General features: G+C 31.8%; 14 protein-coding genes. 6 read left to right on the forward strand and 8 right to left on the reverse strand.

Annotation, left to right across the window (positions count from 1 at the left end):
• Positions 1–3: 3 nt before the first annotated feature.
• The 4 genes from aspD to GFV01_RS08820 all read right to left on the reverse strand — a co-directional run bounded on the left by aspD (position 4) and on the right by GFV01_RS08820 (position 6413).
• On the reverse strand, positions 4–1644 hold the full coding sequence (aspD, locus tag GFV01_RS08805) for an aspartate 4-decarboxylase (protein WP_160542661.1): 1641 nt from the start codon (positions 1642–1644) through the stop codon (positions 4–6).
• Between the two features lie 47 nt (positions 1645–1691).
• Positions 1692–3395: an aspartate-alanine antiporter gene (gene aspT, locus GFV01_RS08810; protein WP_160566613.1), complete on the reverse strand. Its 1704-nt coding sequence runs from the start codon at positions 3393–3395 to the stop codon at positions 1692–1694.
• A 268-nt stretch (positions 3396–3663) separates the two neighbouring features.
• Positions 3664–5064, reverse strand: a complete 1401-nt coding sequence (gene aspA / locus GFV01_RS08815) for an aspartate ammonia-lyase (protein WP_160566616.1) — start codon at positions 5062–5064, stop codon at positions 3664–3666.
• Between the two features lie 41 nt (positions 5065–5105).
• Complete coding sequence (locus GFV01_RS08820) at positions 5106–6413, reverse strand: anaerobic C4-dicarboxylate transporter family protein (protein ID WP_160566744.1); 1308 nt, start codon at positions 6411–6413, stop codon at positions 5106–5108.
• A gap of 208 nt (positions 6414–6621) precedes the next feature.
• On the opposite strand from GFV01_RS08820, the gene GFV01_RS08825 reads away from it, so the two are divergent.
• From GFV01_RS08825 to GFV01_RS08835, 3 genes are all read left to right on the forward strand, one after another.
• Complete coding sequence (locus GFV01_RS08825; RefSeq protein WP_160566619.1) at positions 6622–7272, forward strand: Crp/Fnr family transcriptional regulator; 651 nt, start codon at positions 6622–6624, stop codon at positions 7270–7272.
• A 90-nt stretch (positions 7273–7362) separates the two neighbouring features.
• On the forward strand, positions 7363–9027 hold the full coding sequence (locus tag GFV01_RS08830; protein WP_160566622.1) for a DEAD/DEAH box helicase: 1665 nt from the start codon (positions 7363–7365) through the stop codon (positions 9025–9027).
• A gap of 65 nt (positions 9028–9092) precedes the next feature.
• Complete coding sequence (locus tag GFV01_RS08835; protein ID WP_160566625.1) at positions 9093–9428, forward strand: heavy-metal-associated domain-containing protein; 336 nt, start codon at positions 9093–9095, stop codon at positions 9426–9428.
• Positions 9429–9636: 208 nt separating this feature from the next.
• On the opposite strand, the gene GFV01_RS08840 is transcribed toward GFV01_RS08835, so the two are convergent.
• From GFV01_RS08840 to mnmD, 3 genes are all read right to left on the reverse strand, one after another.
• Positions 9637–9840, reverse strand: coding sequence for a hypothetical protein (locus GFV01_RS08840; RefSeq protein WP_146105565.1), 204 nt, complete (start codon positions 9838–9840; stop codon positions 9637–9639).
• A gap of 179 nt (positions 9841–10019) precedes the next feature.
• Complete coding sequence (locus tag GFV01_RS08845; protein ID WP_160557390.1) at positions 10020–10445, reverse strand: NUDIX domain-containing protein; 426 nt, start codon at positions 10443–10445, stop codon at positions 10020–10022.
• Complete coding sequence (gene mnmD, locus GFV01_RS08850) at positions 10433–11104, reverse strand: tRNA (5-methylaminomethyl-2-thiouridine)(34)-methyltransferase MnmD (protein WP_160566627.1); 672 nt, start codon at positions 11102–11104, stop codon at positions 10433–10435. Before mnmD ends, GFV01_RS08845 begins: the two co-directional genes overlap by 13 nt.
• A gap of 100 nt (positions 11105–11204) precedes the next feature.
• On the opposite strand from mnmD, the gene GFV01_RS08855 reads away from it, so the two are divergent.
• The 3 genes from GFV01_RS08855 to GFV01_RS08865 all read left to right on the forward strand — a co-directional run bounded on the left by GFV01_RS08855 (position 11205) and on the right by GFV01_RS08865 (position 14746).
• Positions 11205–12254: a branched-chain amino acid aminotransferase gene (locus GFV01_RS08855; RefSeq protein WP_160566631.1), complete on the forward strand. Its 1050-nt coding sequence runs from the start codon at positions 11205–11207 to the stop codon at positions 12252–12254.
• Between the two features lie 130 nt (positions 12255–12384).
• Complete coding sequence (locus tag GFV01_RS08860) at positions 12385–14046, forward strand: glycosyltransferase family 39 protein (RefSeq protein ID WP_160566634.1); 1662 nt, start codon at positions 12385–12387, stop codon at positions 14044–14046.
• A gap of 28 nt (positions 14047–14074) precedes the next feature.
• Positions 14075–14746 (forward strand): ABC transporter ATP-binding protein, encoded by a 672-nt coding sequence (locus tag GFV01_RS08865; protein ID WP_160566637.1) that lies wholly within the window; start codon positions 14075–14077, stop codon positions 14744–14746.
• A 219-nt stretch (positions 14747–14965) separates the two neighbouring features.
• Here GFV01_RS08865 and GFV01_RS08870 read toward each other — a convergent pair whose 3' ends face one another.
• Entirely contained in the window at positions 14966–15286 is a 321-nt protein-coding gene (locus GFV01_RS08870; protein ID WP_160566640.1) for a DUF493 domain-containing protein, read from the reverse strand.
• Positions 15287–15307: the final 21 nt, after the last annotated feature.

Here is a 15307-nt window from a genome sequence, read left to right on the forward strand (position 1 = left end):
AATTTATTTTTTTGAATTTTTCCATGCTTCTACGTATTCGTACATTGTTTCGGAAAGCTTTTTTCCTATAGTTTTATAATCATCGTCATCTAAATTTGCTAACGATACTCTTACTGACCATTCCGGACCGGCAAAACCTCCTCCATTTAACAATACAATGGAAGATTTTTCAGCTAATCTGAAAAGTATATCTACGGGTTCAAAATTCTTTTCCAAGAAAGTAACAAAATCTTTATCGTAATTTTTAGATGCCCATTCATGAATATCTATTTCACAATAGTAAGATGCTCTTTCCGGATCGGGTTTGATAGGTATATTCATTCCTTCCCAAAGTAGATTAAATCTATGTTTTACTAAATCTGTACATACTTTTTTATAGTGATTTTGCTTATCCAATAATGCAAACGATGCAAACAACATCATTTGTATTTGTTGAGGTAAGGATAATCCTGCAGTATGATTCAATGCAACTTGACGACTGTCTGCTACTAATCGATCAATAAATTTCAGTTTTTCAGGATATAAAGTCAAACTGGAATATAATTTTGCTGTTTTGGCTTTTTCTTTTTCAGGTATTGCTTTGAGCATTTTATCATAAATATTATCTTCATATAAAGCAATAGCCCCTAAACGCCATCCTGTGGCTCCGAAATATTTTGAAAATGAATAAACACAAAGTGTATTTTGTGGTAATTCGTTCATTAATGAGCTAAATTTGGGAACAAAAGTACCGTAAACGTCATCCGTCAATATCATTAAATTTGGATTGAGGTTTTTAACTACTTTTATGAGATATTTTCTACTCTTATCGCAAATTTCTACTGAGGTGGGATTACTTGGGTTAACAATGAAAAAGGCTTTGATGGTTTTGTCACCTAATTTATCTAATTCTTCATCCGGATATTGATAGTTGGAAGTTCCGTCGCTATTTTTTCCTGTACCATGCACGTAAGTAACCTTAAAATCATATCTTTTTAATTCAGGTATTTCTAAGTAAGGAGTAAAAACAGGAACTCCTAAAGCAATATGATCTCCTTTTCTTAATAAATAGTTTTCCATCAAAGAATCAAAAATATAACACATGGCAGCCGTTCCTCCTTCTACGGCAAAAATATCATATTTACCACTTCTTTGCGGATTATTCCCGCACATTTCTTGAATGAGGTAATCGTGAACTATGGGTTCTATGTGTTTTAACATCCTTACCGGACTTGGATATTGATCTCCGATAATTCCTTCCGCTAATTCGTGTGCCCAACTGTCGCGATCGTATTTATGTTTTTCTATACCGTATTTGTAGGTATTTTTTAAATGTTCAATACCGGGTTGGTCTTTATTTTTTTCCAAAAATGCTTCAAATCTTTTACCTATTCCTTTTTTTTCGGGTATCCCCGCCAATCCTTCGGGTTTATTTAAGGTTCTTTTACATTCTTCTATTCCGAACCTTCCTAAGGTAAAAAATGCTTCTCGAGGAACTGTTGCTATCCAATTGGGATTTCCGCGACCTGCATTTAACATGGTTCTGGTGGGTTTGGTTTGTTGATCTGAGGCCAATTTAATCAAATCATTTTTTAACTCAAAAGGGCTTAGTTGTTCTAATTGCTGCTCTTTACGACGAGAGGTTTTTAGTTTAGAAATATCCATTGTTATTTACTTTTTTCTTGTTTTACTAATTTTTATGTGTTCAATGGCTAGCTCATTAACAAAACAATTACTACTCCCCATATAATAAGTAGTGTATTACCAACGGCATAAGTAGTGGTATAAGACAGGGCCGGAACTTTACTTTGTAATGTATCTTCCAAGGCTCCCAATGCAGCGGTTGTAGTTCGGGCTCCTGCACAAGCCCCTAAGGTAATGGCTGGATTGAATTTAAATACATATCTTCCCAATAATATACCAATGAACATGGGTACGATGCTTACAAATATTCCTGCGATAAATAAGCTTACTCCGGCCGTTTTCAATCCTGAAATAAAATCGGGTCCTGCATTTATTCCCACTACGGCAATAAACATGTTTAAACCCAAATTATTCATCAACCAAACTGAGGGCGAAGGAATGTATCCAAAAGTAGGTCGCAAGGATCGTAACCATCCAAATATAATTCCCATAATTAAAACTCCTCCACTGGCACTTAAACTTAAGGGAATATTTCCTGTACGGATTGATAATGACCCTAATAATCCTCCTAAAAATATACCCAATCCTATATATAGAATATCAGTAACATTAGTGGGTCTTTCCGGATAACCTAAGTAGGAAGCAAATTTATCTACGTCTGTTTTCCTGCCTTCTATTTCCACAATATCTCCTCGTTGGATGGTTACATTTTTTAATAAAGGAATTGTTGTTTTTCCTCTATGTATTTTTAATATGATTACTCCGTGTCTGTTTTTATTGTATTTTAAGGTATGTAAACATTTTCCGATTATTTCTTTATTGGCAACCATTACCTTTAAACTTTCTACCTTAAAATCCAATAATTCCAAATCTGCTACTTCTTTACCAACCAGATTTTCATCGGATAAAATGGTATCTAACGGGCCATTTAAAACCATTCGATCTCCCCTATTGATAGTAGTATCGGGAGTGGGATCTGAAATAATTTCATTGTTGGAAGCTGAACGAATTTGTTCAACATAGACGGGCCATCCTTTGTTTACTAGTAAATTTTCAACCTCTTGAACGGAGCGTTTTTGATTAAAAAATGAACTTCCTGCTTCAATTACTCTAAAAGTTGCTCCATCGTAAGCATATTCTAAACTTGAATCATCATCTTGTATTTCTCCTCCTAATGATTCTTCATATTTTTTGGTTTGCCCTATAACATCTTTTCCTAAAAGCTTAGGTCCAATGGATGATAAAAACCATGCTGTTCCTGCTGTTCCAAATATATAAGTTACTGCATACGCAACGGGAATGTGATTTATTAATTGTTGTTTTTGAGAAGAGTCTATACTTAACTGATTTATTGTATCGGATGCAACTCCAATTACTGCTGATATGGTATTAGCTCCGGCTAATAATCCTGCTGCATTTCCTACATCAAAACCTGCAATAATTGCTGCAACCCATCCTACTAATAAACAAGATACACATACTAAGGCGGCAAATGCAATTTGCGGCAATCCTTCTTTTTTCAATCCGTGCACAAATTGAGGACCCACACTATATCCAACGGCAAATAAAAATATGAGAAAAAATGCTGATTTTACGGTAGGCGAAATGGAAATACCCAGCTGTCCGATTAATACTCCCATTAAAAGAACGCCCGTAACGGCGCCTAAACTAAATCCTTTAATTTTTATTTGTCCGATTGCAAAACCTAATGCTAAGGTGAGAAAAATAGCTAATTCAGGAGAACCTTGAATAGTTTTTAAAATCCATTCCATATATCTTGTTTTTTAATAAATATTTTTTAGGTTAATTAGAGATAAAAAAAGAAAATAATATTTTTTATCCCATAAAATAACTCTATATAAAATACAATTAATATGCCAACAAAATGAACTTATATTTTTTTGCTATTCCTATTAATGTCTAAAAAAATTCCCCCCTAAAAAATTTATATTATGTTCGATATTTCAATGAATTTCTGGATAGTATATATAACTAAAAAAGAAAAAGCAATTGAGAAATCAATTGCTTTTCAAGGTTATATTAGTCTTTATACTTATGAGGCCCCAGCATATTTTGCGGGTTCAATATTTCATCTAATTTTTCTTTTGATAAAAGCTTATTTTCGAGCACTAAGTCATAAACACTTAAATTTTTCTCTAAGGCTTCTTTAGCTATCTTAGTGCTGTTTTTGTATCCTATATAGGGATTTAATGCTGTAACAATTCCTATACTGTTTAATACCATATCTTTGCAATGTTGTTCATTAGCTGTTATACCGTCGATACAATTTACCCGTAAACAATCCATTGCGTTCATTAAGATATGAACTGATTCTAACAAGCTGTATGCGATTACAGGTTCCATTACATTTAATTGGAGTTGCCCGGATTCTGCCGCCATAGTTACTGTTAAATCATTTCCAATAACTTTAAAGCAAGTTTGGTTCATTGCTTCCGGAATAACGGGATTAACTTTTCCCGGCATAATGGAAGATCCCGGTTGCATAGCCGGTAGATTGATTTCGTTCAATCCACAACGAGGTCCGGATGATAATAGACGTAAATCGTTACAAATTTTTGAAAGCTTGATGGCTACTCTTTTCAAAGCTGACGAGTAAATAACATATGATCCGGTATCCGGGGTTGCTTCAACTAAATTTTTCGCAGATATAAACGGTAATTTTGTTATTTCCGCTAATTTTTTAGCACATAATTCAGCATATCCGGGAATTGCATTTAATCCGGTTCCGATGGCAGTAGCTCCCATATTGATTTCTAAAAATAAATTAGAATTTTGGGTCAACCGGTCCACATCTTCGCTTAATGTTTCTGCAAATGCTTCAAATTCTTGCCCTAAAGTCATAGGTACTGCATCTTGCAATTGGGTTCTTCCCATTTTTAAAACATGCATAAATTCTTTTCCTTTGTTGCGGAAAGATTCAATTAATTGTTTTAAATGATCAATTAAGATCATGTTCGAATTAATTGCTGCTAATTTTATAGAAGTTGGATAGGCATCATTAGTAGATTGGGAAAGGTTTACGTGATCGTGAGGGGAACAGTATTGGTATTCTCCTTTTTTATGTCCCATTATTTCTAATGCAATATTGGCTACCACTTCATTTATGTTCATGTTGGTTGAAGTTCCTGCTCCTCCTTGAATTACATCACTTGGAAATTCTTTGTCGTATTTACCGGTTATAATTTCCTGACATGCTTTTACAATTGCATTTTTGATATTTTCATCTAACACTCCTAATTCGCAATTAGTTTCTGCTGCCGCCCATTTTACATAAGCTAACGCTTTAATTAATTCCGGATAATTAGATAACTTTATACCTGTTATATGAAAATTGTTTACAGCCCTTTGAGTTTGAATTCCATAATATGCATTTTCAGGAACTTCTAAATCTCCTATCAAATCGTTTTCGACTCTGTACATAATTTTTTATTTATAATTTTTTTACGGTTGTTTTTTTATTTTTAAAATAGTAAATATGCTAACCCAAAACCTACACTTACGGCTACAATGGTTGCGATAAATCCCGATAATTGGAAAGAATGATTAACCACGTATTTTCCTATACGAGTAGTACCGGTACGATCAAAGTTTATTGCAGCTATTATGGTTGGATAATTTGGAATAAAGAAATATCCATTTACTGCCGGAAACATAGCTATCAAACTAGGGATAGGTATGCCCAGGGAAACCCCTAACGGCATAAGTGCTCGTACGGTTGCTGCTTGACTAAACAGCATGATGGACATAATAAATAAGGCTATTGCAAAGGTCCACGGATATTCTGTAACCATAGTGGTTAACAATCCTTTGAAGAAATCTAAATTTCCACCAAAAAAAGTATCACCCATCCAGGCTATACCAAAAATAGCTATTACTGCTTGCATTCCTGCAGAGAAAATGGAACCGGTTGCTATTTTTTCTACATTGGTTTTAGTAAATAGTAAGATACATCCTGCTGCTGCCAACATAAGTATTTCTATGATATGAGGCATAGCCATTGGTACACCATTAAAAGTGGGCTTCATTCCGTCTATGGAACCAAATACCACTATACCTACAACACTAACCAAAAAGATGATCACAGATAATTTTGCTCCAAAACTTACTTTGTTTTTGCTGCTTTTTTCTTTGATTTCTAATAAGCCTTCATTTATTCTTTTTTTATATTCAGGATCTTTTTCTAAATCAACTCCTATAAACATTTGTACAATTGCAGCAACTATGACTCCAATTAAAGTGGAAGGTACTGATATCATTAAAATATCCGTAAGTCTTAATTCCGGGTTTTTTACCATAACTACACTAAGTAAAGCTGCCGTAGCTGCAGAAATGGGACTTGCGGTTATGGCTTGTTGTGACGCGATGACCGAAATACTTAACGGTCTTTCAGGCCTAACCTTTGCATCGGTGGCTACTTCTGATATTATAGGCAACAGTGCATAGGCTATGTGTCCGGTACCTGCAATCATCGTAAAAATATAAGAAACAATAGGGGCTACTATGGTAATGGCAGGAGGATAAGCTCTTAAAAGCTTTTCAGCGATATTAACCATATAGTCTATACCCCCGGATGCTTGTAAAGTACTTGCTGCCGTAATTACGGCAACTATCATTAACATGACATCTATGGGCGGATTTTGCGGCTTTAGCTTAAAAACAAAAACTAATACAGCCAATCCCAGACCTCCGAAAATACCTAATCCTAAACCTCCTTTTCTCGCCCCGATAAATATGGCCGCCATTACAACCATAAATTCCAGCAAAATCATTAAAGTGTTACTCATCTAAAAATTAATTTTATTTAATTTAAAACTAATAATATGTATAATATTTATAACAAATCTTAGTTTTAATTATTTAATAATTGCAAATGTAAACAGATTATTAAGATTTTCATTATTTTTTGTAAGTGATGTTATTTGTATTTTAAAAACAATATAATTACCTTTGTAAGTGAAAAATCTTACTTTTTTGAACATGGAGAAGCTGATTACTACCATCCCTTTTTATGCTATATTAACTGAGGAGGAGAAAATGTTTCTCTCTCAAAATTGTAGTATTGTTGACTTTGATTCCAGAGAAGCCCTTTTTAAACAGGGCAGTTTTGCGGTTAATATATATTTTGTATTGGAAGGGTATTGTAAATTGACGTACCAATCCGGCAATAAAAGAAAAATTGTTTATATAGCCCGAAAGGGTGAAATTATAGGTAAGGATTATATATTATTGGAACATTATCCTTACAGTACTCACTCGCTTACCGCTTCTAAATTAATGGTTTTTCCCAAAAACTTGTTTCAAAAAATCTGTGAATTAAATAAATCATTTTATCTTAAAATAAGCAATAAATTAGAATTTAAACTACGGGAAACCATGGAATGGTTAATTAATCTTAGTTTTAAAAATGTGGAAGGAGCTGTGGCTATGTTTATTTTAAAATTTTGTAATAAAAATTTTAAGGACATTAGTTTAACTAGAACCGAAATTGCTGAAATTATAGGATATTCCAGAGAAAGCATTATTCATACCCTTACAAAGTTTGAACAAGAAATGCTGATCAAAACGAAGGGCAAAGACATTATTATAAAAGATATCGAAAAACTGGAAGAAATAATAAAATACGGATAAATTCTGTAATTATTAAAAAACATAAATCAATTCTTGAATTGTTAATTAACAAACAAATCATATCTTTGTATTGATTTTTAAAAATTATTGATGAATTTATTCAAAGAGTATGGCCTATCAGAAGATTTGTTAAAGGCCATAACAGAGTTGGGTTACACTCAACCCACTGAAATCCAAAAGCAAACCATTCCCTATTTATTATCCAAGGAAGAAGACTTAATAGCTTTAGCGCAAACCGGTACCGGTAAAACTGCTGCATTTTCATTACCTATATTGGAAATGATAGATCCCTATCAAAAACATGTTCAAGCCTTAATTCTTTGTCCAACTCGTGAACTGTGTTTACAAATTTCTAAAGATATTGCCAGTTATTCAAAATATTTATCCAAAATACGCTCATTGGCAGTATATGGCGGATCTAATATTTCTGAGCAAATCAGAGGTTTGAAAAATAATCCTCAAATTGTAATAGGTACACCGGGAAGGGTTAATGATATGCTTAAAAGAGGGGTTCTAAAAATTAATCAAATTCAATGGTTGATTTTAGACGAGGCAGATGAGATGTTATCTATGGGCTTTAAAGCCGAATTGGAAACAATTCTTAAAGAAACGCCTAAAGACAGACAAACTTTATTATTTTCAGCAACTATGTCTAAACAAGTAGAGGCTATTGCTAAAAATTATATGAAGGGTGCACAAAAAATATCAGCAGGAGGAATTAATGAAGTAAAGAAAAATATTACTCATAAATTCGTAATGGTGCGTGACCGTCAAAAAAATAACGGGTTACGAAGAGTATTGGATGCCAATCCCAATATATATTCAATTATTTTCTGCAGAACGAGAGTGGAAACTCAACATGTTGCAGATTTCTTAATGCACCAAGGATATGCAGCTGATGCTTTGCATGGAGATTTATCACAATCTCAACGAGATATGGTAATGAAAAAATTCCGATTAAAAAATTTACGAATCCTTGTTGCTACGGATGTGGCAGCCAGAGGATTGGATGTAAATGACCTTACTCATGTGATTCATTATTCATTACCTGATGATCCGGAAGTTTTCATTCATAGAAGCGGTAGAACGGGTAGAGCCGGTAAAGACGGAGAATCTATAGCTATTATTCGTCCTAGCGAAATGGTTAAATTTAATCGCATTAAAAAGGAAACTTCTATTAAGGTAGAAGAAATGAAAATTCCTACTAAAGAGGATATTTTAAAAGCGAAAGAACTTTATTTATCGGATAAGCTGCTTAATTCCGATTTTGATTCCGAAGAATTTGAACTTTCCACTATTCCTGATCTGTCCAACATTTCTAAAGAAGAACTTTATAAAAGGGTAATGTTCCTTGAATTAAAATCAACTTGGGAATTCTATAAAAACGAGAAAGATATTGCTCCTATTGATAAGAACGAAAGAGCAGCCGAAAGAGGTAAAAAATCTTCTACAAGCCGAAACAGAAAGGATAGAAAAGACTCAAAAGACGGAAATAAAAGAAACAGAAAAAGTAAAAAAGGGAATTTCACTCGTTTTTTCTTTAATTTAGGCAAAAGAGATAATCTTAACAAAGTAACGGTTATTGACTTAATTAATAAAAACACGAAAGGTGCGAGAGCGGATATTGGCGAAATTGATATTAGAGATAAATTTACCTTTTTCGAAGTTGACGCCAATTATACTGATCAATTATTAAAGAAAATTAATCAGTTAAGTTTTAATGGTAAAAATATGTCATTGGAAATAGCTCAATAGAAGGTTTAGTTGAAATTTCTAAATTGTTTAAATTATTTTAAGCTACCTATTAAAATATACCATAAATGATGAAACTTATAAAAAAAATTTTTGTCATCCTATTGATATTCATTTCATTTACTGAAATAAATGCACAAATAAATAATCAAAAAGTTGAAAAAATAAAAGTTTACGGTAATTGCAATATGTGTAAGGAAACTATTGAAAAAGCCGGTTATGAAGCAAATATTTCTGCTGTATTATGGGATCCGGGCACTAAAATTGCAACTATAATTTATGATGATACGCAAACATCTTTGAATGCTATTTTGAAGAAAATAGCAAAATCGGGGTATAGCAATGAAAAATATAAGGCTAAAGATTCCGATTATAAAAAATTACCGATATGTTGTCAATATTAAAAAGATAGTAAAAATAGTTTTAAGCGTTCTTTTAGAGAATTTTTTTAATTCTCATAATTTAATACATTAATTTATCAATTTAGAGAACTCAATTTTATTGAGCTCTCTTTTTTGTTTTCAATTCTAAATTTACTCTGCAAAAAAAAAGGAACTGACTTAAAAAAAGCCAATTCCTTATATTAAAAAATTAATTTATTAGTTCAAAAATTTATGAGGCGGTCGCTCTTGGATACCATACCGTACACATAATACCTTCACTTGCTACCTTAGGATGGGCGCAATTTGATTTCTGAAATTTGGAACATTTCAAACAATCATCTTCTCTATGAGGAATCACTTTAAATTCGTATGAATTACAAACTTGATTTTGGCTTACAGCAATTTCTTTAATAGTACATAACTGCCCATTCAAAAAATGCTCACAATTACCACAGCATTTAGCTAACTTTAATTCCATATCAATTATTATTTTATTTAAAAACTTTGATACAAAATTATAAATTAAGATTCAAAGATTTATTCTAAATAACTGATTTAAAGCAATTTATATTTAGAATAAATTAATATAATCGATATAATCATTCTAAATACTCAGGTATTTTTATGAAGTAATTTTTTTACTACAATTTTATCGACCGGTAATGGGATGCTATCTAATGTAATTTGATCTAAAGGCATCCATTCTATTTGATTTATGGACTTTTCTATTATTTGAAGATTGGAAAGATCATTACATTCCACTTTATAGTACACGGTAAGTAATTGACTATCGGGAGTTAATTTAGATTCCAGGAAAAAATCTTGAGTATAGAAATGCTCTTTTACTGTAACTTCTAAATTTAATTCTTCTTTAAATTCTCTAATCAATGTATCCCGAGTTCCTTCTCCTAATTCCAATCCTCCACCGGGCAATTTAAGTAATGGTTTTCCCGCATACATTTCGTGTAGAAACATCAAACAATTATCTTTTATTAAAAGTCCATATACTCTTACATTTAATTTTGTTATCTTTTCCATGCATTAACCATTTCTCGTTTTCCTTTAGGTCCTGTTAATTTTTCTACGTCAAATCCTACCCTTTGCATGGCTCTTCTTGCACTTCCTTTACTGGAATAGGTAGTTAGCAATCCTTGTGGTGCCATCCGATCGAAGATTTGCTTAAAAATATCTTCTTCCCAAAGCTCGGGTTGAACTCTTGCTCCAAAAGCATCATAATAAACTACATTTATATCGGAAATAGGTAAATTTCTTAATTCAAGAAAATCTGCCTTAAATTTAATGATAGTAAAATTTTTATTAATTTGAGTTTCCTCCCCCCACTCTGCTTGATGTAATGATTGATAATATTCCTCTGCTTTTTCTTTATTTAGTAAAGTCCCGTATTGTAACTCTTTAATTTCTTCATGTGTTAGAGGATATTTTTCCAACGTATAATATCGAACTGTCAAATCCTTTTCTATTGCTTTATATAATGTTAAAAAAGCATTTAAACCCGTTCCAAAACCCATTTCCAAAATGGAAATCTCAGAAATTTTTAATTGATCTAATCCATGAGATATAAATACATGTTCTGCTTCTTGCATGATACCATGACGGGAATGATAAGTCTCATTCCATTCAGGAATATGTAAGGTTTTAGTACCTTCGGATGTGGTAATAATGGTTCTTTCTAACATAAAACGTAAATCCTTTCAAAATTACAACTCTTTTTAATCTATCAAATGATTTATTTATTAATTTTGAAATGTTCAATAAACAATTTTAGCAAGTTAAGTAATGAAAATAAATAAAATAGCAAACTCCAGATTAGATTCAATCGATCCTAATGACTCCCCTTTTGGAGCCAACATATCTGATCATATGCTCATATGTGAATACGAAAACGGTAAATGGGGAGAACCGGTTATTATGCCTTATGGTTCGATGAGCTATTCTCCTGCTTTGATGGCTCTTCATTATGGCCAAGCCATCTTTGAAGGAATGAAAGCATATAAGGATAAAAATAATGAGGTTTTTTTATTCCGACCTGAAAAAAACTTTGAAAGATTCAATAAATCTGCGGAACGTTTAGCTATGCCGCAAATACCTAAAGAAATTTTTCTTGATGGACTTTATGCTTTAATTGATTTGGATCGGGGTTGGATTCCTACTAAACCGGGTATTTCTCTATATATTCGTCCGGTTATGTTTGCTTCTGAAGAAATGTTTTCAGCAAGGATATCTAAAAAATATACTTTTGCTATTATGACTTCTCCTGCCGGACTTTATTATGATAAACCCTTAAAAATTAAAATTGAAGATTATTATACTCGTGCAGTAGACGGAGGGGTTGGATTTACTAAATGCGCCGGTAATTACGGGGCATCTTTTTATCCTACATTTCTAGCTAATCAAAATGGTTTTGATCAGGTAATTTGGACCGATAGTAAAAATCACAGGTATTTTGAGGAATCCGGAACTATGAATGTTATGGTAAGAATCGGAAACACTATTTACACCCCCCCTACTTCCACAACGATTTTAAGCGGTATTACCAGAGACAGCTTAGTACATTTAGCCAAATATCACAATCTGGATATTAAGGAAGAACGGATATCTGTTGACGACATTGTAAATGCATATCAAGAAGGTAATCTAAAAGAAATATTCGGTTGTGGTACTGCCGTGGTAATTTCAAGGTATTCTCATTTGGGCTATCAAGATTCTATCATGGAGTTGCCTCAATTATCGGATGAAGAGAGTTATGCCGTTTTTCTTAAAAAACAGTTAGTGGGTATACAAACTAATGAAATTGATGATCCTTTTGAATGGAGATATAAAATTTAAAATTATAATTATTTATAACCAAAAAATATTTTTTTGCTAACTTCTGGAACAGTCTGTGATTCAGAAGTTTTTTATTACCTATGTATAAACCTATGAATCATTTTAACATTAAATCAATATTTAGTAAATAATGAAAGTTAATTCCATAAAAAACATCCAATTTATATTCATAGGTATTTTATTCATATTTAATATTTTTCAATCGGTAACACTTCCTTTAATTGATGATGAGGCTTATTATTGGGTTTGGTCGAATCATTTGGATTTTGGTTATTATGATCATCCTCCTATGATTGCTTTATTTATCAAGGCGGGATATTTATTTTTCAAAGGAACTTTGGGAGTTCGATTTGTATCGATTATATCTTGGATAGTCGTTTATTGTATTTGGTTGTTGATTCTTAAACCTAAAACGTTAAAAGAAAATTATTTATTTATAGGACTTTTTGGATCTGTCGGATTTTATCAAACGTTAGGATTTATATCTACTCCCGACACTCCTTTGCTTTTATTCTGTTCTTTATTTTTATGGAGATGGAAATCATTTACTGAGAAAAATAATTTACTAAATGCTTTATTTTTGGGCTTATCCATGGCACTTACCATGTATTCTAAATATCAGGGAGCATTATTGATTATTCTAACTTTTATTCCTTTTCTCCCTTCTTTATTAAAAAATAAATGGTTTTACTTCAGTTTGTTGTTTTCTTTGCTTTTATATATTCCTCATTTATATTGGCAGTATGATCACGATTGGGCATCTATAAAATATCATCTTTTTGAAAGGAGCAAACAAAAAGCTGTTACTTATCCATTCATCAAATGGATACTTGGCATACTTATATTAGGTAACCCTTTGCTTCTCTATTTTTACGGTAAAAGTATTTTCAAACGTTTGGATAGAAATAAACCGTGGATAAGATCTTTACAATGGATTAGCTTGGGTGGAATCCTTTTTTTTAGTTTATTTTCATTTAGCAGAGTAATTCAACCGCAATGGAACTTAATTATTTATATTGCGCTCATTCCTTTAACTTATTTAACGTTTAAAGAAAAAAACAATGTTTGGATCACCGGACTTTCTTTTGCTTATATTTTACTATTGTTTTTTGTGAGAATATTATTATTCTTTCCCGCTTTCATACACAAAAGTCCCATGTATAAATTGAAGGAATTTGTTTTAAATGCTAAAGAAGTAACGGAGGGATTGGCTGTTTTTGAACGCTATCAAAAAGCGGCTGCATACAATTTTTATACACAACAACCTTCTTGTTGTTTACAAGTTTATACTCATAGATATTCTCAATATGATATTTGGAATTCCGAACAAAATATTCAAGGAAAAACTATTACATTTTTTGGATTGGAAGAATTATCTCCCGTTTACCTTGTTGATGAGGATGGAAAAAACGAATATTATAAAACTGTAGATAAATTTTATTCTTATTCCCAAATAAAATGTGAAGTACAGCCCACTAGTATTTCATCCAAAGAAGAATCACAAACACTCGATGTTAAGTGGACAAATCCTTATAATAAAGAGATTAGTTTTGGTGATGGTACTCCTCAAGAATTAGCATTTTTATTTTTCAATACTAAAACTTTTGAACCACAAAATATAATTTCAATTAATAAAAAATTAATTCTTCCGCCTAAAAGCTCTACTGACCAAACTTTATTTATTGATGTCTCTCAAATTCCTCCCGGTACTTATAAGGTTTATTTGATTTTGAAACCATTTGGTATATCCGGAAAAATTATCTCTAATGAAATGAGCCTCCATATTCCTTAATTTTTTAGTATTTTTGATAAAATATTATATGGTACTTATTCAAAATATACATAAATCTTTTGGTTCACTTGAAGTTTTAAAAGGTGTTTCTCTCCATATAAAAAAAGGTGAAATAGTTACCATCGTGGGAGAATCAGGTGCCGGTAAATCAACTCTTTTGCAAATCATTGGCACTTTAGACAAACCGTCAAATCCGGAAAGATATCACAGCATTATTGAAATTGATAATTTACCCATTACTCAATTGAGAGATAAGGAACTTTCTTTATTTAGAAACCAGAATATTGGATTTATTTTTCAATTTCATCAGTTATTACCAGAATTTACTGCACTTGAAAACGTGATGTTACCCGGAATGATTGCCGGAAAACCTAAATCCAAATTAGTTAATAAAGCAAAGGAATTATTAAGTTACCTGAAATTATCTCACCGCTTGGAGCATAAACCCGGTGAACTTTCCGGTGGTGAACAGCAAAGGGTTTCCGTTGCAAGGGCATTAATGAATAATCCTAAAATTATTTTAGCGGATGAGCCATCAGGAAATCTTGATTCCGCGAATGCTGAAGATTTACATCAATTATTTTATCAATTAAGAAAAGAATTTAATCAGACTTTTATTATTGTGACGCATAATTCACATTTAGCTTCTATGGCAGATAGAAGTTTACTTATGAAAGACGGGATAATAGCCAATGATTAATGGTAAAATAGTATATTAATTGAATAGATTTAACGATATCAATTTATAACATTTTATTTAGCATTTTCTTTAAAAAAATTTTCAAATAAGATAGTAAGCAGAATGCTCAGTATTTTTGATTCCCTGCTTTAATCCAATTAAAAACTTATTTTAACTATATTCCAATAAAAAAGCATCAGAAAACTATTTTCTGATGCTTTTTTATTTTTAAAATTTTACTTATAACATAACTATTCCTTCAATGGAACTTGCTTCTTTATAATATTCAATAACTGAAATTGAATCCGTTACATACATAGTAATGGTTATGCTTGTATATTTACCGTTTTTACTTTCTTTCGTTGAAAATGAAGCTCCGGCATGATCAAAAATTTTATGCAATTGAGCTACTTTCTTGCTTTCCGTTGGAATTATAAACTTAAACATATAATTCCCCGGAAATGTATGTTCTTTGTCTAACTGTTCTTTAAATCTTGAATAAAAATCTTCAGGATTTTCGCCTTTATTGGCAAATATTTTTATATTGTCATTCCTATTCATGGTTACCCTTAAATCAAATCT

Source organism: Apibacter sp. B2912 (assembly GCF_009827835.1).
In the GTDB taxonomy this organism is placed as follows: Bacteria; Bacteroidota; Bacteroidia; order Flavobacteriales; family Weeksellaceae; genus Apibacter.

Coding starts and splice junctions, on each gene's coding strand:
- aspA (WP_160566616.1), bottom strand. CDS start 5,064: ATGTACAGAGTCGAAAACGATTTGATAGGAGATTTAGAAGTTCCTGAA.
- aspD (WP_160542661.1), bottom strand. CDS start 1,644: ATGGATATTTCTAAACTAAAAACCTCTCGTCGTAAAGAGCAGCAATTA.
- GFV01_RS08845 (WP_160557390.1), bottom strand. CDS start 10,445: ATGGAAAAGATAACAAAATTAAATGTAAGAGTATATGGACTTTTAATA.
- GFV01_RS08865 (WP_160566637.1), top strand. CDS start 14,075: ATGGTACTTATTCAAAATATACATAAATCTTTTGGTTCACTTGAAGTT.
- GFV01_RS08835 (WP_160566625.1), top strand. CDS start 9,093: ATGATGAAACTTATAAAAAAAATTTTTGTCATCCTATTGATATTCATT.
- GFV01_RS08870 (WP_160566640.1), bottom strand. CDS start 15,286: ATGAATAGGAATGACAATATAAAAATATTTGCCAATAAAGGCGAAAAT.
- GFV01_RS08830 (WP_160566622.1), top strand. CDS start 7,363: ATGAATTTATTCAAAGAGTATGGCCTATCAGAAGATTTGTTAAAGGCC.
- aspT (WP_160566613.1), bottom strand. CDS start 3,395: ATGGAATGGATTTTAAAAACTATTCAAGGTTCTCCTGAATTAGCTATT.
- mnmD (WP_160566627.1), bottom strand. CDS start 11,104: ATGTTAGAAAGAACCATTATTACCACATCCGAAGGTACTAAAACCTTA.
- GFV01_RS08855 (WP_160566631.1), top strand. CDS start 11,205: ATGAAAATAAATAAAATAGCAAACTCCAGATTAGATTCAATCGATCCT.
- GFV01_RS08825 (WP_160566619.1), top strand. CDS start 6,622: ATGGAGAAGCTGATTACTACCATCCCTTTTTATGCTATATTAACTGAG.
- GFV01_RS08820 (WP_160566744.1), bottom strand. CDS start 6,413: ATGATTTTGCTGGAATTTATGGTTGTAATGGCGGCCATATTTATCGGG.
- GFV01_RS08860 (WP_160566634.1), top strand. CDS start 12,385: ATGAAAGTTAATTCCATAAAAAACATCCAATTTATATTCATAGGTATT.